Origin of the sequence: Devosia aquimaris, from assembly GCF_020169335.1 — a bacterium.
Lineage (GTDB): Bacteria > Pseudomonadota > Alphaproteobacteria > Rhizobiales > Devosiaceae > Devosia > Devosia aquimaris.
In genome coordinates this window covers 300,973-320,782 of sequence record NZ_JAIEZN010000002.1, presented here as the reverse complement: position 1 = coordinate 320,782, position 19,810 = coordinate 300,973, and the positions used below count along the sequence as shown (strand labels likewise).

Annotated in this window: 24 protein-coding genes; 10 read left to right on the top strand and 14 right to left on the bottom strand. The window is 64.8% G+C overall.

From position 1 onward, the window contains the following. Nucleotides 1-25: 25 nt before the first annotated feature. From K1177_RS14350 to K1177_RS14340, 3 genes are all read left to right on the top strand, one after another. The gene (locus K1177_RS14350; RefSeq protein WP_224704054.1) at nucleotides 26-667 is read left to right on the top strand and encodes a carbonic anhydrase; all 642 of its coding nucleotides are present in this window, start codon (nucleotides 26-28) and stop codon (nucleotides 665-667) included. Between the two features lie 388 nt (nucleotides 668-1,055). After that, on the top strand, nucleotides 1,056-1,343 hold the full coding sequence (locus K1177_RS14345; protein WP_224704053.1) for an EF-hand domain-containing protein: 288 nt from the start codon (nucleotides 1,056-1,058) through the stop codon (nucleotides 1,341-1,343). 562 nt (nucleotides 1,344-1,905) lie between these two features. Then, entirely contained in the window at nucleotides 1,906-2,160 is a 255-nt protein-coding gene (locus K1177_RS14340) for a hypothetical protein (protein ID WP_224704052.1), read from the top strand. A gap of 76 nt (nucleotides 2,161-2,236) precedes the next feature. Here the strand turns inward: K1177_RS14340 and K1177_RS14335 are convergent, their stop codons facing one another. The 5 genes from K1177_RS14335 to K1177_RS14315 form a co-directional block, all read right to left on the bottom strand. Then, nucleotides 2,237-3,106: an EamA family transporter gene (locus K1177_RS14335; RefSeq protein WP_224704051.1), complete on the bottom strand. Its 870-nt coding sequence runs from the start codon at nucleotides 3,104-3,106 to the stop codon at nucleotides 2,237-2,239. Beyond that, entirely contained in the window at nucleotides 3,106-3,981 is an 876-nt protein-coding gene (locus K1177_RS14330) for an EamA family transporter (protein ID WP_224704050.1), read from the bottom strand. The genes K1177_RS14335 and K1177_RS14330 overlap by 1 nt, the downstream gene beginning before the upstream one ends. A gap of 38 nt (nucleotides 3,982-4,019) precedes the next feature. Then, nucleotides 4,020-4,481 (bottom strand): GNAT family N-acetyltransferase, encoded by a 462-nt coding sequence (locus tag K1177_RS14325; RefSeq protein WP_224704049.1) that lies wholly within the window; start codon nucleotides 4,479-4,481, stop codon nucleotides 4,020-4,022. Between the two features lie 71 nt (nucleotides 4,482-4,552). Then, nucleotides 4,553-5,596 (bottom strand): aspartate-semialdehyde dehydrogenase, encoded by a 1,044-nt coding sequence (locus tag K1177_RS14320; protein ID WP_224704048.1) that lies wholly within the window; start codon nucleotides 5,594-5,596, stop codon nucleotides 4,553-4,555. A 293-nt stretch (nucleotides 5,597-5,889) separates the two neighbouring features. Next, a complete protein-coding gene (locus K1177_RS14315; RefSeq protein ID WP_224704047.1) occupies nucleotides 5,890-6,261 on the bottom strand; it encodes a VOC family protein in 372 nt (123 codons plus the stop codon). A gap of 75 nt (nucleotides 6,262-6,336) precedes the next feature. Here K1177_RS14315 and K1177_RS14310 point away from each other — a divergent pair, with 75 nt between their 5' ends. Next, entirely contained in the window at nucleotides 6,337-7,527 is a 1,191-nt protein-coding gene (locus K1177_RS14310; protein WP_224704046.1) for a BaiN/RdsA family NAD(P)/FAD-dependent oxidoreductase, read from the top strand. A 3-nt stretch (nucleotides 7,528-7,530) separates the two neighbouring features. Here the strand turns inward: K1177_RS14310 and K1177_RS14305 are convergent, their stop codons facing one another. Continuing rightward, nucleotides 7,531-8,094 carry a hypothetical protein gene (locus tag K1177_RS14305; protein WP_224704045.1) on the bottom strand — a complete coding sequence of 188 codons (564 nt, stop codon included), beginning with the start codon at nucleotides 8,092-8,094 and terminating at the stop codon, nucleotides 7,531-7,533. 108 nt (nucleotides 8,095-8,202) lie between these two features. Next, entirely contained in the window at nucleotides 8,203-8,841 is a 639-nt protein-coding gene (locus tag K1177_RS14300; RefSeq protein WP_224704044.1) for an acyloxyacyl hydrolase, read from the bottom strand. Between the two features lie 173 nt (nucleotides 8,842-9,014). Here K1177_RS14300 and K1177_RS14295 point away from each other — a divergent pair, with 173 nt between their 5' ends. Together K1177_RS14295 and K1177_RS14290 are read left to right on the top strand one after the other, a co-directional pair. Continuing rightward, complete coding sequence (locus K1177_RS14295; RefSeq protein ID WP_224704043.1) at nucleotides 9,015-10,025, top strand: LLM class flavin-dependent oxidoreductase; 1,011 nt, start codon at nucleotides 9,015-9,017, stop codon at nucleotides 10,023-10,025. Between the two features lie 93 nt (nucleotides 10,026-10,118). Then, nucleotides 10,119-11,342: a GGDEF domain-containing protein gene (locus K1177_RS14290; RefSeq protein ID WP_224704042.1), complete on the top strand. Its 1,224-nt coding sequence runs from the start codon at nucleotides 10,119-10,121 to the stop codon at nucleotides 11,340-11,342. Nucleotides 11,343-11,359: 17 nt separating this feature from the next. Here K1177_RS14290 and K1177_RS14285 read toward each other — a convergent pair whose 3' ends face one another. From K1177_RS14285 to K1177_RS14265, 5 genes are all read right to left on the bottom strand, one after another. Continuing rightward, a complete protein-coding gene (locus tag K1177_RS14285; RefSeq protein WP_224704041.1) occupies nucleotides 11,360-11,644 on the bottom strand; it encodes a hypothetical protein in 285 nt (94 codons plus the stop codon). A gap of 68 nt (nucleotides 11,645-11,712) precedes the next feature. Continuing rightward, nucleotides 11,713-12,528 (bottom strand): COG3904 family protein, encoded by an 816-nt coding sequence (locus K1177_RS14280; protein WP_224704040.1) that lies wholly within the window; start codon nucleotides 12,526-12,528, stop codon nucleotides 11,713-11,715. Then, the gene (locus K1177_RS14275; RefSeq protein WP_224704039.1) at nucleotides 12,525-13,901 is read right to left on the bottom strand and encodes a hypothetical protein; all 1,377 of its coding nucleotides are present in this window, start codon (nucleotides 13,899-13,901) and stop codon (nucleotides 12,525-12,527) included. The genes K1177_RS14280 and K1177_RS14275 overlap by 4 nt, the downstream gene beginning before the upstream one ends. A 299-nt stretch (nucleotides 13,902-14,200) precedes the next feature. Next, nucleotides 14,201-14,950, bottom strand: a complete 750-nt coding sequence (locus K1177_RS14270; protein WP_224704037.1) for a GGDEF domain-containing protein — start codon at nucleotides 14,948-14,950, stop codon at nucleotides 14,201-14,203. A gap of 175 nt (nucleotides 14,951-15,125) precedes the next feature. Beyond that, on the bottom strand, nucleotides 15,126-15,554 hold the full coding sequence (locus K1177_RS14265) for a VOC family protein (RefSeq protein ID WP_224704036.1): 429 nt from the start codon (nucleotides 15,552-15,554) through the stop codon (nucleotides 15,126-15,128). Nucleotides 15,555-15,798: 244 nt separating this feature from the next. Between K1177_RS14265 and K1177_RS14260 the strand changes: the two genes are divergently transcribed. Further along, nucleotides 15,799-16,353, top strand: coding sequence for an AAA family ATPase (locus K1177_RS14260; RefSeq protein ID WP_224704035.1), 555 nt, complete (start codon nucleotides 15,799-15,801; stop codon nucleotides 16,351-16,353). Between the two features lie 16 nt (nucleotides 16,354-16,369). On the opposite strand, the gene K1177_RS14255 is transcribed toward K1177_RS14260, so the two are convergent. Beyond that, entirely contained in the window at nucleotides 16,370-16,897 is a 528-nt protein-coding gene (locus tag K1177_RS14255) for a GNAT family N-acetyltransferase (protein WP_224704034.1), read from the bottom strand. A gap of 8 nt (nucleotides 16,898-16,905) precedes the next feature. Next, nucleotides 16,906-17,616: a purine-nucleoside phosphorylase gene (gene deoD / locus K1177_RS14250; protein ID WP_224704033.1), complete on the bottom strand. Its 711-nt coding sequence runs from the start codon at nucleotides 17,614-17,616 to the stop codon at nucleotides 16,906-16,908. Nucleotides 17,617-17,829: 213 nt separating this feature from the next. Between deoD and argC the strand changes: the two genes are divergently transcribed. The 3 genes from argC (at nucleotide 17,830) to K1177_RS14235 (ending at nucleotide 19,705) form a co-directional block, all read left to right on the top strand. After that, nucleotides 17,830-18,783: an N-acetyl-gamma-glutamyl-phosphate reductase gene (gene argC / locus K1177_RS14245; protein WP_224704032.1), complete on the top strand. Its 954-nt coding sequence runs from the start codon at nucleotides 17,830-17,832 to the stop codon at nucleotides 18,781-18,783. Between the two features lie 298 nt (nucleotides 18,784-19,081). Further along, nucleotides 19,082-19,384 carry a YggT family protein gene (locus K1177_RS14240; RefSeq protein ID WP_137150589.1) on the top strand — a complete coding sequence of 101 codons (303 nt, stop codon included), beginning with the start codon at nucleotides 19,082-19,084 and terminating at the stop codon, nucleotides 19,382-19,384. Nucleotides 19,385-19,390: 6 nt separating this feature from the next. Next, nucleotides 19,391-19,705 carry a DUF167 family protein gene (locus tag K1177_RS14235; RefSeq protein ID WP_224704031.1) on the top strand — a complete coding sequence of 105 codons (315 nt, stop codon included), beginning with the start codon at nucleotides 19,391-19,393 and terminating at the stop codon, nucleotides 19,703-19,705. Nucleotides 19,706-19,810 lie beyond the last annotated feature (105 nt).

The following is a 19,810-nucleotide window of genomic DNA, read 5'->3' as shown; positions in this document are numbered from 1 at the left end:
CCTTGATACAGATAATCGGTACGCCATGCACAACTTTCCGGATCATTTGCTCAAGGGTCACGCCAACTTCATGGCGGGCCGTTACGTCCGTGAGAAGGACCGCTACCGCGAACTGGCGGCGAGCGGCCAAAGCCCAACCACCATGATCATTGCCTGCTGCGACAGCCGTGCAGCTCCCGAAATGATCTTTGACGCCGAACCGGGCGAATTGTTCGTGCTGCGCAATGTGGCCAATCTGGTGCCCACCTATCAGCCCGATGGCGGCCAGCATGGCACCTCGGCCGGCATCGAATTTGCGGTCAAGGGCCTGGGCATTTCCAATATCGTCATCATGGGCCATGGCCGCTGCGGCGGCATCAGCGCGGCACTCAATCCGGCCCCCAGCCCGCTGCACAGCGGCGACTTCATCGGCAAGTGGATGAGCATGCTGGGCGATCTGCCCGAGCAGGTGGGCCAGAATGGTCTGATGACAGCCGGCGAGCGCCAGACGGCTCTGGAGCGCATCTCGATCCGCAATTCGATCCGCAATCTGCGCACCTTCCCCTATGTCGCCGACCTCGAGGCGGCCGGCAAGCTGGCCGTCCATGGCGCCTGGTTTGACATTTCCACGGGCGAGTTGTGGGTCATGGATGGGGAAAGCGGCGACTTCGTCCGCCCCGTGATCTGACATTTCCAATCGGTTAACTTGTGGTCACGCCGGCGTGAGACGCCGGCGAACCATTCATCGCGCCAGTGTGAAGTAAAGCACAACGCGAACATTTCGCAGTGTTTTGCGCTGTCTTTGGCGCGATGCTTCCTGGCGCGCAGATCATATCGCCAACAACTTGAACTGTGGCGAAAACAACCATCCTAAATGACTGATATGCGTCGATTTTAGACGAATCTATGCTGCCCCGAAATGGCCCAATATTTTCCCGCGGCCCGCCGAATTTTCGGCCATTGCAGACCACATTGCCCGATCATTGTCTGTCTCACGGGCTGCAGGAGATCAGCCCGTCGGGGATCGGCTAACCGGTCGCCGAATTCATCTCCCACATTATTGGAGCTAAACTCCCATGAACAAGATCGTCCTTTCCACCCTCATCGTCCTCGGTATGTCCGGTGCTGCCTTTGCGCAGGAAAATGTTTCGGCAACGCCGCAGGGCGCAGAAGCTGTCCCTGAGTTCGCCACGGTCGACGCCGATGCCAGCGGTGGCGTGACTCTGGAAGAGGCCCAGGTTGCCTGGCCCGATCTGACTGCCGAGGCCTTCGCTGCCGCTGACACCGACGCCAATGGTGAGCTGTCGGCTGAAGAGTTCGGCCTGCTGAGCTCGGGTGCCAACACCCCGGCAACCGCCAACTAAGACGGCACGCCCACCCGCCCCGTGGGCATGTCGTGGCCACCCCAGGTTCGCCTGGGGTGGTCTTTTTGCGTGTCGTCCCCGCCCCATGCGGCCCGGCACATGGGTTTTGTCCGCCTTGAGCCGCGCCTGCCGCCGGGCAATTCGGCGTCATCACAGCAGTTTAGCGCGCCTTGGCGGCGTCGAGCGTCGGGCGGCAAGATCACGCCTTGTGCGTCGGCAATAGAGCGGGCCAGTGCGCTGCTCGCGCCCAATGCGCGGGGCAAGATCAGGCCCGGATATGCTGTGGCTCGATTGGCCCGAGCATCGTGGCGCGGACGATAAATCACGACCAATTGAATCTGGATTCTGCGCGCTCGGCGGGAAAGACTATGCCGGCACGGACCCTGGCGAAAATCTACTAACGCCTTGATTTTGCCTGATATTTTCCGCGGAATTGCTCGAAATCCGGCATTGTCCGGTCACAGTGTCACGATCATGTGATGACGCGCACTGCAGGAGAGCGGTGCGTCGGAACCCCAAGGGGTAACCGCCAAACACCTCCACAAACATTGAGTTGAATACCATGAACAAGATCGTTCTTGCCGCTGTCGCTACCCTGGCTCTGTCGGGCGCTGCCTTTGCTGAGACCGCAGCTGTTGCTGCTCCCGAGTTCGCCGCTGTCGACACCGATGCCAATGGCACCGTGTCGCTGGTTGAGGCCCAGGTTGCCTGGCCGGCCCTGACGGCTGAAGAATTCGCCAAGGTTGACGCCGATGCCAATGGCGAGCTGACCGCTGAAGAATTCGCTGCCCTGGTTGCTGCTGAAGCCGCCAAGTAAGCCGGCGCTCGCAATCGCGAGCATCGAGAGCCACCCCTGCTCGCGCGGGGGTGGCTTTTTGTTGGGGCGTTGCGGTTCAGATCGTCTGGCGCGGTCGGCTGCGCAGCAGGGTCACGACAAGGCCCGCGATCACCAGCAGGGCGCCGGCAATCTCGATGGGGGTGACGGTTTCCCCCAGCACCAGATAGCCCGAGGCAAGGCCGGTGATCGGCACCAGAAGGGTGAATGGCGCCACCACCGAGGCGGGGTGACGCGCCATCAGCCAGCTCCAGATTGCCATGCCGAGTAGGGTGGCAGGATAGGCGAGAAAGGCGATGAGCCCGGCATCGGCCCAGCTGAAGCCGGCCAGGGCCGTCATCACCGTGCCGGGGCCCTCGACCAGCAGCGACAGCGCCAGAAGCGGCAGCGGCACGACCAGCGCGCCCCAGACGGTGAGTGATACCGGGTCAACGCGACCGGCCTTCTTGATCAGCACATTGGCCAGGCCCCAGCTCAGGGCGGCCATCAAGTTCATCCCCAGCGGCAGCAATGCCGTGCCGCCCAGCCGTTCGCTGGCGATTACGGCAATGCCGGCAAAGGCGATGGCCGCGCCCAGGATCTGGGTTGGCCGCGGGCGTTCGCCCAGCAGCACAAAGGCCAGCGCCATGGTGAAAAAGGCCTGGGTCTGCAGGGTGAGTGAACTGAGGCCCGCCGACATGCCCCAGGCCATGGAAAGGTTCAAAAAGCCATAGAGCCCGACGCCAAAGGCAAAGCCATAGGCCACCACCAATTGCCAGGCCACCTTGGGCGGCTTGATGATGAACACCAGTGGCACTGCGGCAAACAGAAAGCGCAGCGCCGCGGCCAGCAGTGGCGGCAGCGCCGCGACGCTGAGCTTGATGACCACGAAGTTGAAGCCCCAGATGACCACGACCAGCAGGGCCATGGCGATGTGACGAAGCGGCATCAGGCCACGCGCCGGCGGGCCAGGAGCCCGGGTCCAAACACGTTGATGATGAGGCCGGCAAAGATCAGCAGGCTACCGATCACCTCAAGCATGGTCATCTCCTCGCCCAAAAGGACGAAGGCGGCGGCAAAGCCGACCACGGGCACGAGCAGGGTGAAGGGCGCCACCAGGCTGGCCGGATAGCGCCCGAGCAAAATGGCCCAGATGCCATAGCCGAACAGCGTCGAGCCATAGGCGATAAAGGCGATCGAGCCGATGGCCTGTGGGCTGATGGCGGCCAGCGATGTCACCGCCGCAGGGCCCTCAAGCAGCAGCGCCAGAGCCAGCATGGGCAGGGGCGGCACCAGGCTACCCCAGACCACAAAGGCAAACATGTCGATCCGGCCGGCGCGCTTGGTGATGATATTGGAGCTGGCCCAGAAGAACGCCGCCGATAGCGTCATCACCAGGGGGATCAGCACCGCGCCGCCCAGATGCTCCAATGCGATGGTGCCCAGGCCGATCAGGGCGATGGCGGCGCCGAGCAGGCGCAGCAGGGGCGGGCGCTCCCCCAGGAACAGGACAGCCAGGCCCATGGTGAAAAACACCTGCATCTGCATGACGAGGCTTGCCAGGCCCGCCGGCATGCCCAGCTTCATGGCCGAGAACAGAAAGCTGAACTGCAGCACGCCCACGGTGGTGCCATAGGCGATCAGCAGGGTCCAGGACACCTTGGGGCGCCGCACGAAGAACACGGCCGGCAGCGCGCAGCCCAGATAGCGCAAGGCGGTCAGCATATAGGGCGAGACTTCGTCGACGCCCCATTTGATGGCGACGAAATTGAGGCCCCAGATCAGGATGACGCCCAGGGCCAGGCCGATATCGCGCAGAGACATGTCGGGCTTTCACAAGCGGAGCGGACGGGCAGAACCGTCTATGGCCGATCCCTTAGCCAATCGGGCCGGGTCCAGCCATAGAGAATATCGGGCAGCTGCTCTTCGTTATCGCCGGCAGTGCGCCGTTCTTCGACAAAGCCGTGGCGCAGGTAGAAGCGCTGGGCGGCGTGGTTGTCGGCAAAGCACCAGAGCTGCAGGCGGGGCTGGTTGGCCTTGGCGCGGCCGAGAAAAGTTGCGCCAATGCCGCGGCCGCGCCAGTCGGGGTCGAGATAGAGCTGCTCGATCCAGCCGGGCGTTGTGGCCATGAAGCCGACCAGACCCTGCGGCGCCAGGGCCAGCGTCAGCGCCGCGTTCTCGAGATAGCGGGCAAAAAAGCCCAGGTCCTCGTCGCGCGTGTGCAGCACCGGCAGATAAGGCATGGCAATGGCCCGGCAGCGCGCCAAGAGATCAACCACGGCCGGCAGGTCAGCGGCCTGGCCGGGGCGATAGACAAGCTCCATGCTGCGCCTTCCCCTCGGGCCCGGATGTGAAATGGCACCGCAGCCTAGAGGCTGCGGTGCCATGGGTCGGGTCAGGCCGCGCTGCGGGGCTTGAGGCCATGTTCGATCAGCGCTTCGGCGATCTGGATGGTGTTGAGCGCGGCGCCCTTGCGCAGATTGTCCGAGACGACCCAGATATTGAGGCCGTTCTCGATGGTGGCGTCTTCGCGGATGCGGCTGACAAAGGTGTCATATTCGCCCACGCATTCCACCGGCGTGGCGTAGCCGCCCGGTTCGCGCTTGTCCACGACACTGACGCCGGGCGCCTCGCGCAGCACATCGCGGGCCTCGTCGGCCGTGATGGGGTTGGCAAATTCGATATTGGCTGCTTCCGAATGGCCCACAAACACCGGCACGCGCACGGCGGTGCAGGTCACCTTGATCTTGGGATCGAGGATCTTCTTGGTCTCGGCCATCACCTTCCACTCTTCCTTGGTCGAGCCGTCTTCCATGAAGACGTCGATGTGGGGAATGACGTTGAAGGCGATCTGCTTGGGGAACTTGGTGCCATTGCCCGGGCTGTCGTTGACGAAGATGCCCTTGGTCTGGTTCCACAGCTCGTCCACGCCTTCCTTGCCGGCGCCGGACACCGACTGATAGGTCGAGACGACCACGCGGGTGATCTTGGCAAAGTCGTGCAGCGGCTTGAGCGCCACCACCAGCTGGGCGGTCGAGCAATTGGGATTGGCAATGATGTTGAGCCGGTTCGGATTGGCCAGCCATTCGGCCAGCACATGGCCATTCACTTCGGGCACCACCAGGGGCACGTTGGAATCATAGCGCCAGAAGCTGGAATTATCGATCACGATGCAGCCGGAGGCGGCAATGCGCGGGCCCCAGTCCTTGGCAATGGCCGAGCCGGCCGACATGATGGCGAAGTCCACGCCCTTGAAGTCGAAATCGTCAAGGTTCTTGGCCTTGAGGATCTTGTCGCCATAGGAGATTTCGCGGCCGATCGAGCGCGAAGAGGCAAGCGCCACCACTTCGTCGGCCGGGAACTTGCGTTCAGCCAGGATGTTGAGAACTTCACGGCCCACATTGCCTGTGGCACCGACGACGGCGACGCGATAACCCATTTGTTGGAACTCCAGTCCCTTACCATCTTCGCCCCCGCGCAAGCCTTGTGCTTGCGGCCATTCGGTTTCGGCCTCTCCCCGTCGGGAGACGACCCGGGGAAAAGCGTCAGGCGGTTTTGGTGGTTTTGGTCACAGGCGCAGCGACACCGCCGGCATCAGGCCGGAGGTTTGCGAGGGTCGCAATGTCGAACATGCTGTGCATCGGGTGACTGCTTTGGTTGGAAAGCAGGCGAAGTCATACTCCGAAATAGGAAATAGTCAATGTGCTTGGCGCCGCGGGCGCTGCCCCCCTGTCATTGCACGACGCAGAACTGGTTGCCCTCGGGGTCCTTCATCACCGTATAGTCCGGCGTCTCCCGCGCGATGGTGGCCCCAAGCGCGATCAGCCGCGCCACCTCGGCGCGGCGGTCCGGCGTTCGCACATCCAGATGCAGCCGGTTGCTGCGGTCGTCGCGCCCCGGTACCCGGTGAAAGCACAGGCTGGGTCCGGGCCCGTCCACCATCACGCTGGGATCGGTCTCCGGCGTCAGGCCCAGTCCGGCGAGCCGGGCAATCTCGTCCGCATCATAGGCGCGCACCGCATAGCCATCGAGCACCTGCGCCCAAAACCTGGCCAGTGCCGACGGTTTGCGGCTCTCGAACACGATCTCTTTGAGGACACTCATGGCGTGCTCCTGTACTCCCCCTTGTCGGAACGGCCGGGCTGGGGGTAACTGCGCCAACAAGCAAAGGCAGACCCCATGGCCCATTACGACATCGTCATTCTCGGCGCTGGTGCCGCCGGCATGATGGCCGCCATCCAGGCCGGCCGGCGCGGCCGGTCGGTTCTGGTGGTCGACCATGCCAAATATGCCGGCGAAAAGATCCGCATTTCCGGCGGTGGGCGCTGCAATTTCACCAATGTGAACGCCACCACCGATCGCGCGCGCGATCGCTTCCTCAGCGCCAATCCGCGCTTTGCCCTGTCCGCGCTCAGCCGCTACACGCCCGAGATGTTCATCGCCATGGTGCGCGAGCATGGCATCAGTTTCCACGAAAAAACGCTGGGCCAGTTGTTCTGCGACGGGCCGGCGACGCAGATCAACACCATGCTTCTGGGCGAGATGCGCAAGGCCGGGGTGACGCTGGTGCTCGAAACCGGCGTCGAGAGCGTCGCCAGGGCCGAGAGCGGCTTTGCGCTGCAACTGACGACGTCGTCGATCACCTGCGACAGCCTGATCGTGGCCACCGGCGGCAAGTCCATTCCCAAGATGGGCGCCACGGGCCTGGGCTATCAATTGGCCGAGCAGTTCGGCCTGCGGCTGGTCGAAACGCGGCCGGGCCTTGTGCCGCTCACCTTCGAGACCGGGGCGCTGGAGCGGCTCAAGCCGCTGGCCGGCATTGCCACCGATGCGGTGGTGCGGCACGGCAAGACGGCGTTTGAAGAGGCGCTGCTGTTCACCCATCGCGGGCTGTCGGGCCCGGCAATCCTGCAGATCTCGTCCTATTGGCGCGAGGGCGATGCCATCGCCATCGATCTGCTGCCGCATCAGGATGCCGCCGAACTGCTGCGCGAGGCACGCAAGGCCACGCCCAAGCTGCAGGTGCAGACGGTGCTGGCGGGGCTCCTGCCCAAGAAGCTGGCGCAATTGCTGGGCGAACAGCTCGACATGGCCGGCATGGTGGGGGATTTTTCCGACAAGAAGCTGGCTGCCGTCGAAGCGCTGATCAAGGACTGGACGCTCAAGCCGGTGGGCTCGGAAGGCTATCGCACGGCCGAGGTGACGCTCGGCGGGGTCGACACCCGCGACCTCGACGCCAAGACCATGGCAGCGCGCGACGTGCCGGGGCTCTATTTCGTCGGCGAGGTGGTCGATGTCACCGGCTGGCTGGGTGGCTATAATTTCCAGTGGGCGTGGGCCTCGGGCTATGCCGCCGGCCAGGCCGCCTAAACCCTAGAAGCGAAAGCCCAGCCGCACGCCCAGATTGGTATTGGCCCTGGCGGGCGCGCCGCAGGTGCCGAAATCGGGCAGGTGCTCGAGCGTGGTGATCACCGACATGCCGGCCGGCAGGGCGACGCCCAGGCTGGCCGCCGCCCGCAGGCCGACGCCGCAGCCGATGTTGCGGGCCGGGCTATTGGCCGGCGCGGTGAAGAGGCTGGTGCGTGCTACCCCTCCCAGGCTCGCTTCGACAAAGACCGGCAGCGCCGGGGCCGAAAAGGTCCAGCTCAACCCGGCATAGCCATAGGAATCCTGGCCGCGGAAATTCATCGTGGCGCCGATATGGGGGCGAATTTCGCCGGTGAGGTTGAGCAGGTTAATGCCGGGCGGGGCGAACAGCAGTTCGACATTGGCGTCGGCAATGCGGTTGGGGTCGAGCAGGGTGCCGCCCCCATCGATGCCGCGTGCGGACAGGCCGGCCCGCACTTCGGGCAAGAGGTTCACCTGGGCCGCCGTGGGCAGCGCGGCGCAGAGCAGGGCCAAGGTGGCCACCAGGCCTGTCAGCAGATTGCGGATCATGGCTCTGGCCCTCCTTGCACAAAGGGCCATTGGGCGCCGCGGGGCGCCAGTGAGCAAGTTTTAGTTCAAATTGCTGCTAACCGGGCGTTAACGCTGCCGCCCGGCGCCCTAGAACTTCCAGCCGAGCTTGAGCCCGAGGTTGGAGATGCCGGCGTTGAAGTCGCACAGGCCGGCGTTGCTCATGTGCTCATAGGCCAGGGTTGCCGTCACATTCTCGGTGACATTCACGCCCAGGCCAAAGCGCTCGTAGAAATTGACGCGGCAGCCATATTTGCGGCGTCCGGCGGGGGCCTCGTTGCCGAGATAACCATTGTGCGCAGCGGCGCCGAAGGTGCCTTCGAAATAGAACGGGCTGTCAAACAGCGGCACGGTCCAGGTCAGGCCGGCGTGCAGCAGGCTGTCCTCGCCATTGATGTTGAGCGTGGTGCCGATTTCCGGGCGGGGCGAGCCGAGCCAGCGGAACACATCGAGGTCCGGCGTGGTGAACAGCACGTCGAAGGACACATCCTCGAGCCGGGTCAGATAGAGGCTGCGCGGATCGGGCGGCGGCAACATGGTGTAATAGACCATGTGGTAGTTCAGCCCCAGGCGCACTTCGCTGACCACATTGGCAAACGGCGATGGCGCCATCAGGCTCTGGTCCTGGCTGAGCAGCTGGGCCTGGTTCAGGCTCTGGGCCTGGGCGGCGGTGCTGCCCCATCCCAGTGCGATGGTCAGCGCCACGAAGACGGCATGCAGTTTGGACACGTGGGGACTCCGAAGTGACGCCACAGTAAAAGCCGCAGACGGGCGGCGGAGTCAATCTTGCGCATGGCCTGATGTAGACTTTGTTACGCTGGCGTGGCCGCGGCGCGTCACGTCTCGCTTTCATCGCAATTTACCGATAGAAGGGGCGCAGTGTTTTCAGATCGGTGATTGCCATGGCTGCCCCCTTTGCCCTTTCCCTGCAGGATCTTGCCCCCATTGCCGAGGGTACCAGCACCACCGAGGCCATGGCCGAAACCATCGCCCTGGCGCAGGCAGCCGACCGGCTGGGCTATACGCGGCTGTGGTATGCCGAGCACCATGGCATGCCCTCGATTGCCTCCTCCGTACCGGAAATCCTCATCGGCAGCGCCGCCGCGCATACGCGCCACATCCGCGTTGGCTCGGGCGGCGTCATGCTGCTCAACCATGCGCCGCTGCGCATTGCCGAAGCCTATCGCACGCTCGAGGCGCTGCATCCGGGCCGCATCGATCTGGGGCTGGGCCGGGCGCCGGGCGGGGATGGCTATGCCATGCGGGCCCTGCGCAGCGGTGGAGGCGAGGAGTTTTCGGCCTATCTGGCCGAGCTGATGGCCTTTGATGAGGAGGGCTTTCCGCCCGACCACCCCTTCTCGCGCGTGCCGGTGTCGCCTGGTGGCGTGCGCCTGCCGCCACTGTGGCTGCTCGGTTCGTCGGGCGCCAGTGCCCAGGCGGCCGGGCAATTGGGCATGGGCTATGCCTTTGCCGCCCATTTCAGCCACACCCCGGCGGGTCCGGCCTTCGATGCCTATCGCGCCGGCTTTGTGCCCAGCGCGGCCTTCCCGCAGCCAAAGACGATCCTGTGCGTCTCGGTCATCTGCGCGCCCACCGATGAGGAAGCGCAGTATCTTTCGCGCTCGCAGGCGGTGAGCTGGGCGCTGTTCACCACGGGCGAACAGCGCAAGCTGATGAGCCCGGAAGAGGCGCATGCCCGCGTGCTCACCGCCCAGCAGCAGGCGGTGATCGACCACCAGTCCAGCCTGTGGATCGTGGGGTCGCCGGAGACCGTGCGCGATACCATTGCTGAAAAGGCCGAGGCGGCAGAGGCCGATGAGGTGATGATCACCACCACCATTCACTCCTATGAATTGCGGCGGCGTTCCTATGCCCTGGTTGCCGACGCTTTCGGGGTGTCGCCAAGGGGCTGATGCCGCCTGATTTTCCGCGCGCATTGTTGATCTGTTAACTTATCCTTTGCGGCGTGCTCTTATGCTGCGCGCAGCAGAACTGGCGGATCCCCGATGAGCGCGGCTGTCTTCGTCCTGGCGATCAACTTCTGCATCGCCGGCATTTTTGCCACGGCTTTTGCCGTGGTCGCCGTTACCGCGCGCGATGGTGTGAGCGCGCGCTGGATGGCGGCTGCCTATGCCCTGGGCATGCTCGACAGTGTGCTGGAGTTCATCCTGCCGCTGCAAGACGATGCCCGCCTGGTGGGCATTGGCATTTTCTGCTCGTTCCTGGGCGCCCAGGCGCTCAATGTCGTGGGCCTGTCGCGCCACTATGCGGTCACGCCGCCCTGGCGGCTGCTGGGCCTCCTGGTCGGCGCGTCGCTGGTCACCATCGTGCTGATCATCGGGCTTGAGCGCGGCAATTTCGTGCGCGCCATGCTCTATCAGGCGCCCTACGCCTTGATGCAGGCGCTCAGCGTCAGCGTGATCCTGCGGGCGCCGCGGCGCGGGGCGCTCGATCTGCTGTTGCTGCTGCTGTCGGCGCTGGCGGGGCTGCAGTTTCTGGGCAAGCCGCTGCTGGCGGCGGCAATCGGGTCGGGGGCGAGCCCCCAGGCCTATCTCAGCACCACCTATGCGGCCATTTCGCAGACGGTGGGCGCCGTGCTGCTGATTGCCAATGGGCTGATGGTGTTGCTGATCGTGGTGCGCCGGGCGATGGCCGAAATGACGGCGCGGTCCGAAACCGACGTGCTTTCTGGCCTGCTCAACCGGCGTGGCTTTGAAGATCGGGCCGAGCGGCTGCTGGCGACGGCGCAACGGGCTGGCGTGCCGGTGACGCTGGTGGTGGCCGATCTGGATAACTTCAAGATCATCAACGACACGTTCGGCCATGACATGGGCGACCGGGTGATCGTCAGATTTGCGGCCATCCTGCGCAGCCTGGCCGATCCGCGGCTGGTGCTGGGGCGGCTGGGGGGCGAGGAATTTGCCGCGCTGCTGCCGGGCGGCAATCTGGCCGCCGGGCGCCTGTTCGCGGAGAGCGCCCGCAGCAGTTTTGTCAACGATCCCATAGGGTCGGAAGCGCCTGGCCATGTGATCAGCGCCAGCTTCGGGGTGGCACAATATCGCGCCGACGAGCCGCTGGCCGACCTGATGCGCCGCGCCGACCGGGCCCTGTATCAGGCCAAGTCGGACGGTCGGAACCGCGTCAGCACAGCCGATTCCGGCCCATTCTCGGCTCGGCCCGGGGCGAGTTTGCTCCGCTCCGTGCCGCCAAAGGGCCGGCTGGGGCGCTAGTTGGTCCGGCTGGGGCGCTAGTTGGTGGTGCGACGTTCCACGAGGGCGAAGTCATCGGCCTCGTCGTCGATCTGCAGCGCCAGCTGCTGGCGATCGAGCTCGGCCAGCCAGGCGGTCCAGGATATGGGGCTGGTGGCGGCCTGCTCGTCGAGCGGGGTCGGCAGGCGGTGGCTGGCAAAGCGCAGGCGCAGCTGCGCCCGTTCCTGGCCATAGCCATTGCGCAGGCGCGCGATGGCTGGCGTGCCCTGGCGGGCGGCAACCCAGTTTTGAATGTCACGGTGACGCGTCAGAGTATGCGGCATTTGGCTTCCCCTCCAAAAGAACCACACCGGATGCGAATCAGTCCTCCCCGATACGCTTCTGGCAGACCTCAACCCTCATCCAACTCTGTGACGAGTTTGAGACCAGTCATCTCTTCGGGCGTAAAATAATACAGCCGCTCGGGCGGGGTGCGCAGGGCATGCAGCCAAAGCGCCGGATCGACGCCGGCATCGGTCAGCTGGCCGATGATCTTGGCGGTGGTCGATTGGGCGTCGCTCATCACCATGCCGGCCAGTTGCTCGCCGGTCTGGCTGGTCTGGCCGAGCGCGGCGGCATAGATCTGGTGCACGCCGATGGCGGCCTGGGGGCTGGCGCTGCGGGTGCTGCCGCCGGCAAAGACAATGGGGCAGGATGAGGCGCAGAGCGCCCCGGCATTGACGCGGGTGCCAAGGCCCCGCGCGTGAATCTGCAGGCCCATGGCCAGCGCATCTGTCACCGAGCCACCGGGCGAATCGAGCACGACGGTCTTTACATATTCGCCGCGCGCGTCGAGCTCTGCAGCAAAGCGCTCGGCCGCGCCGGGGTCGATGGTGCCCGTCAGGCTCAGCACGCCGCCACTGCCCAGGGTGATGGCCAGCGGCTGTTCGAGGGTTTCGGGCGCAGTGGTCACATTGGGCATGGCGCCGTCGGCGGGGCCGTCCTGCGCCGGTGGCAGGATTGGCCGCAGGGGCGCGGTCATTGCCGGCGGCTCGGCGCTGGTCAATTCGCGATAGTCGACGAACAGAATGGCCGCCGTACCGGCCAAAAGGGCATAGAAGGCCACGCGCAGGATGGCGCCATCGTCGGTGGCGATGAAGCGGTCGATCAGCCGCCGATAGAGCGGGGCGCTGCGGCTGGGCAGGCGGGCATTGGCCGCGGTCTTCATGCCGGGCGTGGCCCGTCGGTGCGCTTGCGCTGGGCGGATTCGATCGGAGTGACCGTGGCGTCATCGGCCTGGCCAGTGGTTGCCGCTGGGGTTTGGGACAGCGGCGCTTCAGGCTGTACATCGGTCTGCGGCGCGGGTTCGGGCAGCGGTTCGGCCCTTGGCCGCCCGGTCTCCACATCGATGCCGGCAGCCTCCATCTGGCGATACATGCGCATGGCGCGCAGCATTTCGGCAGCGGTGATGTTTTCGGCCTCCACCATGGATTCGGAATCGCGCCGCATGGCATCGTTGACGATCATCAGCACCAGGACCAGCACCACCGGCAGCAGGTCGATGGAAATGGCGCCGGCCCAGCTGGGGATGAAATCGCTCCAATAGCGCAGCACGGCCTCGGCGCTCGACAGCGGCACGAAGCGGCGCTGTTCGACCGCGGGGGTGGCGAGAATTTCATCGGCGGCTGCGCTCAGCGCCGCCGATTGGGCGGCCACCGAGTTGCGCACGGTTTCCATCACCTGGTCCTGGCGATTGGCCAGGTCCGCCGTCTGCCCATTGGCCACTGGGGCGATGAAACCCGCCGACAGATCGGCGGCGGCGCGCTTCACCGAGGCGGCAATATCGGTCTGCTGCAGGGCGGCGATCACGGCCGAGAGCTGCACCGCTTCCGCCTGGAAACTGTCCGAGCGCGGCTCGATGGCGCCGGGCGTCGAGACCAGTTCGCGCATGGTGGCCAGGCGCGTCGAGCCATCCGTGAACAGGGTCGAGACACCTTCGCGGCTGCCGGTGATGCTGGCGCCCAGCTGGTTCATCTGCGCGCTCATCTGGGTGAGCAATTGCACCACGCTCCCCGAGCCGGTGGTGCCGGTCAAAGCGCCGGTTTCGCGCTCGTCGGCGGCGAGGCCGGCAAAGCGTTCGGCCGCGCGCTGCACGTCGGGCAGCAGGCTCTGGCTCGCCAGGGCATTGGCATGGGCGGCGTCGAGGTCTTCGGCATAGCCCTGCAGGGTCACCGCCATATGCTGTTCCAGCGCCGCCGAACCGGCCAGCGCAGCGGCATTGAGCCAGCTCGACATAGCCATGATCATCACGCAGCCGATGGCCATGGTGACAAACAGGCCGATGCGCTGCACGCCCGAGGTCACCAGCGGCACAAAGCGCAGCATGAAGCTCCAGAAGGCGTAGATGGCCACCGATACCGCGCTGGAATAGACGATGGCGGCAAAGAACACGAAGCTCGCCGAGCCATCGAGCAGGCCACGCACGCCCAGATAGGTATAGACGCCCGATGCCAGGGCCAGCACGGCCAGGGCAAAGCGGGTCATGGTCTCTATGCCCTTGACGGTCTCGTTGAGACGATAGGCGTTCGGCTTGAGCTGCATCTGCGCGGGTCCCCGGGGCTTAAGGGGAGGTTAACACAGCGAAACCGGCAGAACAGTGGCGTGGTGGCGCCTGTCGACGCTGCGACACAATCGCAGCTAAAGAACTGTCAGTGAAAGAGAAAAGCGCCCCAGCCATCTGCTTGCGGGTATTTTGGCATTGGGGTGGGGCCGGTGATTGTGGGCTAGTGCGATGCTCAAAATTGAGAACAGGGGCGCTGTCTTGCTCTCTTTGTCGGTCTGGTCGGCCGCTCCAGCACCACCTCCGGTGGCTCCCAACTGCGTCGCGTTCGATCCTGCCCTCAGCCTGGTGTGCTCGATTTCAGGATCAGCGCCGGCATGGTGTCCGTCGCCCCGGCGACGAAATAGCGGTCGCGGCCGGTTCTCTTGGCGTGATAGAGCGCCGCGTCGGCCAGCTTGATGGTCTTTTCCAGCGATTCCTGGGTGCGGTGCACGGCACAGCCAATGCTCACCGTCAGGTTGAGTTCGAGCCCGGCGATGACCTTGGCCTCCTGGCGCATGAGCGTGCACAGATCGCTCGCCGCCTTTGCCGCCATGGCGTCGTCTGCGCCGGGCAGAAACACGCCGAATTCCTCGCCGCCCAAACGCCCGATCAGGGCGTCGGTGGTCAGCGCCTTGCGCAGCACTTCGGCGAGCTTTTTCAGCGCCTCGTCGCCCACGTCATGGCCAAAGGTGTCGTTGACGGCTTTAAAATGGTCCGCATCGACCATCAGGAAGGCGCCGCCCGAGGGCAGGATTTCCTTCATCTTGCCCAGCAGATAGGCCCGCGTCAGCACGCCGGTGAGCGTGTCATAGCGGATATATTCGTCCACCTTCTGGATGGTCAGTGTCTGCATCCTGAACATGTTCAGGATGGTTATGGCGATCGGCGGCGTGATCAGCAGCGGGATGAGAAAGGCGGGGCCGATATAGACGAGGTAGAGCAGGGGATTGCGGCCGCCGAGCAGCCAGATGACCGTGCCAATCGAGACGACAGGCACAGCCACCGTAAAGGCGGTGATCAGCATGGTGAGCTGATAGATGCGCCTCATATCTTTGATTTCAAAGATTTTCTCGATTTGCATCGGCTCTCGACCCACTCCTGCGATGGCAGGCAGGCGCATAGTCTAGCTGTCAAAATGCTAAAAATAGTTTCCCGCGTGGCATGTATTTGTTCGGGTCGGGCGCGGCGCCGCAGTCAGTCGCGGGTGCGCCCGCATCCGGCCCCTAGAAATCAATGACCACCGAGGCCGCGCTGCGCTTGGCCTCGCCGTGATAGACGGCCTCGATATTGTTGCCATCGGGATCCAGCACGAAGGCGGCGTAATAGCCGGGGTGATAGGGGCGCTCGCCCGGTGCGCCATTGTCGCGGCCGCCATGGGCCAGTGCCGCGCGATAGACGGCGTCCACCGTGGCGCGGTCCTTGGCCTGGAACGCCAGATGGTGCCGCCCGGTCAGCACGCCCAGGGCGGCGGGGCTGCTGGCAGAGGAGACCACGAGTTCATCGGCCCAGAAGAAATCATGCTCCGTGCCGACAATGGGAATGTCGAGCACGGCCAGGATGGCGGTGTAGAAGTCCTGGCTGGCATTGAGGTCCGCGACCACCAGCTGGATATGGTCGATGAGCCGACCGCGGTGCAGTTGATTGGCTTCCATCAATAGTCTCCTTCTCAAAAAAACTGATGTGGTCCGGGCGGTGCCGCCGATCGCCCGGCCCAACAGGAATGCACGGCCCTTGGCGCGGCTTTTGTCAGTAGTGTTGAAGGACGGTCGCATGGCGCTTGGTGCCGGGCGATGATCTCGGTCAAAGCCAGGCCCTGCGCCGCCCGCGGCCTGACCATTGTCCCCCCACTTGCCCCCGTCGCCGCAACGGCCTAGATGCCGCTTTTGGGAGGACGGTATGCGCATTGCGGTGACGGGAACGCATGGGGTGGGCAAGTCGACCCTGATTGCCGATTTCGCGGCGGCCCATCCGGCCTATGAAAGCGTGGCCGAGCCCTATTGGCTGCTGGCGCAGCAGGGCCTGCCCTTTGCCGATGGCGCCACCATTGCCGATCTTGAGCAACAATTGGCCGAAAGCTGCCGGCTGATCAGCGCCCATGCCAATGTGAACAATGTTATCTTTGATCGCTGCCCGCTCGATTTCCTCGCCTATCTCGAGGTGGTCAGCGCCGCCGAGGGCTTTGAGTGGCTGCCCGGCGGACGGGAGCTGGCGCAGATCGGCCGGGCGCTGGCCACGCTGGATCTGGTCATGTTTACGCCATTAACATCGCCCGACGAGATCGCCGTTGCCATCGAGAAACCCAAGCTGCGCCGCCGCGTCGACCGGCGCCTCAAGACCATGCTGGGTGAGGATGATCTGGGCCTGTTGGCCGATGGACCGCGGGTGGTGGAGGTGGTTGGCACCCCGGCGCAGCGGCTGGCCCTGGCCTCTGCGCTGGTGGCGGGCGGCTAGGGGCACGGCGGCGCCATCAGTCGAGCAGGGGCGCCAGGCTGTCCCAGGCATAGATGATGTTGTGCGATTTCCAGATCGGGCCGGCGTCGATGGTGCGGGCAATCTCGCGGGCGCCCAGCCGCTGGTAGAAGCGGGCGGCGCCGTCATTGCCCACCACCACGTCGAGCGCGGCGGCGTCGCGGCCGACGGCGCGCAGATGCCGGGCCAGGCCCCGCAGCAGGCTTTCGCCAATGCCGCGCCCCTGCTGACCCAAATCGACATAGACGGAGTGGATTTCCGCCCGGCCACCGAAGGCGGGGTCTTCGGAAGCGCCGGTGGCGGCCATGCCGACCAGAACCCCGTGGTCCTCGGCCAGCAGCACCAATTGGTCGGCGACAGGCTCGGCCAGCAGACGCCGCCACTTGGCCTCTCGGCTCCTGAGGTCAAGCTTTGCCAGCGCCTCGGTCGGCGCGAGGGTGGCAAAGGCGGATTGCCACACCCGATTGTGCAACGCCGCGACAGCGTCGGCATCAGCGGGCCCGGCGGGGCGCAGGGTGATGCTCACGGAAGCGCTCAGGCTTCGACGGCGACGTCGAGGGCGATGGTCACCATGTCGCGCAGGGAGGTCTGGCGCTGTTCGGCGTCGATCTCTTCGCCTGTGATCAGGCAGTCGGTCATGGTGCAGATGGTCAAGGCGCGCACGTCAAAGCGTGCCGCCAGCGTATAGAGCGCCGCTGCTTCCATTTCGACGCCGATCACGCCGTGCTGGGGCAGGGCGTCGTACCCTGCCATGCCATTGGCATGGTAGAAGATGTCGCTCGAGAGCATGTTGCCGGCGTGATAGCGCATGCCGGCGGCCTCGGCTTTGTTGGCGGCGGCGCGCAACAGGCCGAAATCGGCGAGCGGGGCAAAGTTGAAGGCGCCGAAGCGGCCCTTGACGATGGAGCTGTCGGTCGACGCGCCCTGCGCCAGCACGAGGTCGCGCACTTTCACCTTGGCATTGAGCCCGCCACAGGTGCCCACGCGGATCAGCGTCTTGGCGCCGTAAGTGTTGATCAGCTCATGCACATAGATCGACAGCGAAGGCTGGCCCATGCCGCTGGCCTGCACCGAGATGGGCTTGCCCTTCCAGGTGCCGGTATAGCCAAGGCAGTTGCGTACCGAATTGACCAGCTTTGGGTTCTCGAAGAACGTCTCGGCGATCCATTTGGCGCGCAGCGGGTCGCCGGGCAGCAGCACGGCCTCAGCATAGGCACCGGCTTTGGCATGGTTGTGCGGCGTCATGATTTTGTCCTTGCTGGTGTGGTTTGGCCCAAGCATTGCCACTGGTGTTGGGGATGGGCAAGTCTTGCGGCTCGGTACGACCCGCGCCCTCCGCCTCGCAGGGGGCGTCGGTGGCGGCCAAAGCGGGGCCGCTCTGCGCCAGCGGCAGTGGTCAGCGTCTTGACCCCGTCACTTTCGCGGTCCATTTACGGCCTCCAGACGGGAGAAAAGCCAATGGTCGCCAAGATTTTCATCGACGGAGAAGCCGGAACCACGGGTCTGCAGATCCGCGAGCGCCTGGCCGGCCGCCGGGATCTTGAGGTGCTGTCCATTGCCGCCGACAAGCGCAAGGACATGGACGAGCGCAAGCGGCTGCTCAATGCGGCCGATGTGGCTATCCTGTGCCTGCCCGATGATGCGGCCAAGGAAAGTGTCTCGCTGATCGAGAACGACACCACCCGCGTCATCGATGCCTCGACCGCCTATCGCGTCGATCCGGCCTGGGCCTATGGCTTTGCCGAAATGGACAAGGGCCAGTCGGCGCGGATCGCCGGCGCGCGCTTTGTCTCCAACCCCGGCTGCTGGCCGCAGGGGCTGATCGCCCATGCCCGGCCGCTGATATCAGCCGGGCTGATCCCGGCCGATCATCCGCTGAGCTACAATGGCATTTCCGGCTATACCGGCGGCGGCAAGCAGATGATTGCCGAATATGAGACGGCCGGCGATGCCGCCAGCCATTTCATGCCCTATGGCCTCACCTTCCAGCACAAGCATGTGCCGGAGATGACGCTTTATACCGGCACCAAGTCCGCGCCGCTGTTCGTGCCGACGGTGGGTGATTTCGCCCAGGGCATGACCACCTTCCTGCCGCTGCAGCTCGGCCAGTTGCCGCGCGTGCCGACCGGCCGCGAGCTGCATGCCGCCATCGCCGATCACTATGCCGCCATCCCCGACAGCTTTGTCGTCGTGGCGCCCTATGACGAAGCCCTGGCCAAGACGCCGGCGCTCGATCCCCAGGCACACAATGGCACCAACACCATGACGCTGCATGTGTTCGCCAATGATGCGCGGGCCCAGGCGGTGCTGGTGGCGGTCTATGACAATCTGGGCAAGGGCGCCTCGGGCGCCGCCGTGCAAAATCTCAATCTGATGCTGGGCGTCAGCGCGCGCGAAAGCCTCGCCGCCTGATTGCCCTCTGCGTTGCAAAATGCGAGATGCCTCGCATTCTGCATCGCGGGGTTCGCCGCAAATTGCGAGAATTCACAAGACTTTAACATCTGGCCCCCGGTTTGCGGGGCTCGGGCAACTGGCACGCTTCATGCATTGATGGAGCCGTCCGGAGAGTTAGTTTTGCGTACCGGATCCAAAGTCATTGAGGCCCCGTTCCGTGCGACAGGAGCGGGGTCTTCATGCTTTTGGGCGGCCTCTCTTGTGGCCGGGGCCGCTACCCACTAGATAAAGCACAGTTTTTGTTCCGGAGACGCCCATGCGCGCCGTGCTCGACATCATCCTTGTGATCCTTGATCTCTATCGCTGGATCCTGATCGCCATGATCATCATGAGCTGGCTGATCTCGTTCAACGTGATCAACACGCGCAATGCCTTTGTCGAAGGCCTGTGGCGCGTGCTCAACCAGCTCACCGAGCCGGTGCTGCGCCCCATCCGCCGCTTCCTGCCCAATATGAGCGGGCTCGATCTCAGCCCGCTGGTGGCGTTCCTGCTGATCTTCTTCATCCAGCAGCTGATCGGCTACTATGTCTATCCCGCCGTGGCGCGCGCCGGCCTCTGATCGGCCGTGACATCGACGCCGCTCTGCTATCGGCTCAGCCCCACCGGGCTGAGCCTTTTTGTTCGCGTCACTCCCAATGCCGGCCGCGACGGCATTGATGGCGTCGAAATCCGCGACGATGGCACCGCCGTGCTGCGCGTGCGGGTCAAGGCCGTGCCCGACAAGGGCAAGGCCACGGCAGCCGTCATCGTCGTGCTGGCCAAGGCACTGGGCGTACCCAAATCGGCCATTTCCGTCACCAGCGGCGACACCGCCCGGCTCAAGACGCTGGCGGTGATGGGCGATGGCCCGGCGCTGGTGGCGAAACTCGCCGCGCTCTAGCCCCGCGACAATTCATCGCATTCTCCATTGCTTAACCAAGCAATCCGGCTAATCTCGATAGTCGGAGGGGGCTCTAAGGAGGGCGTCCCGCGACGGGTTGGAGGA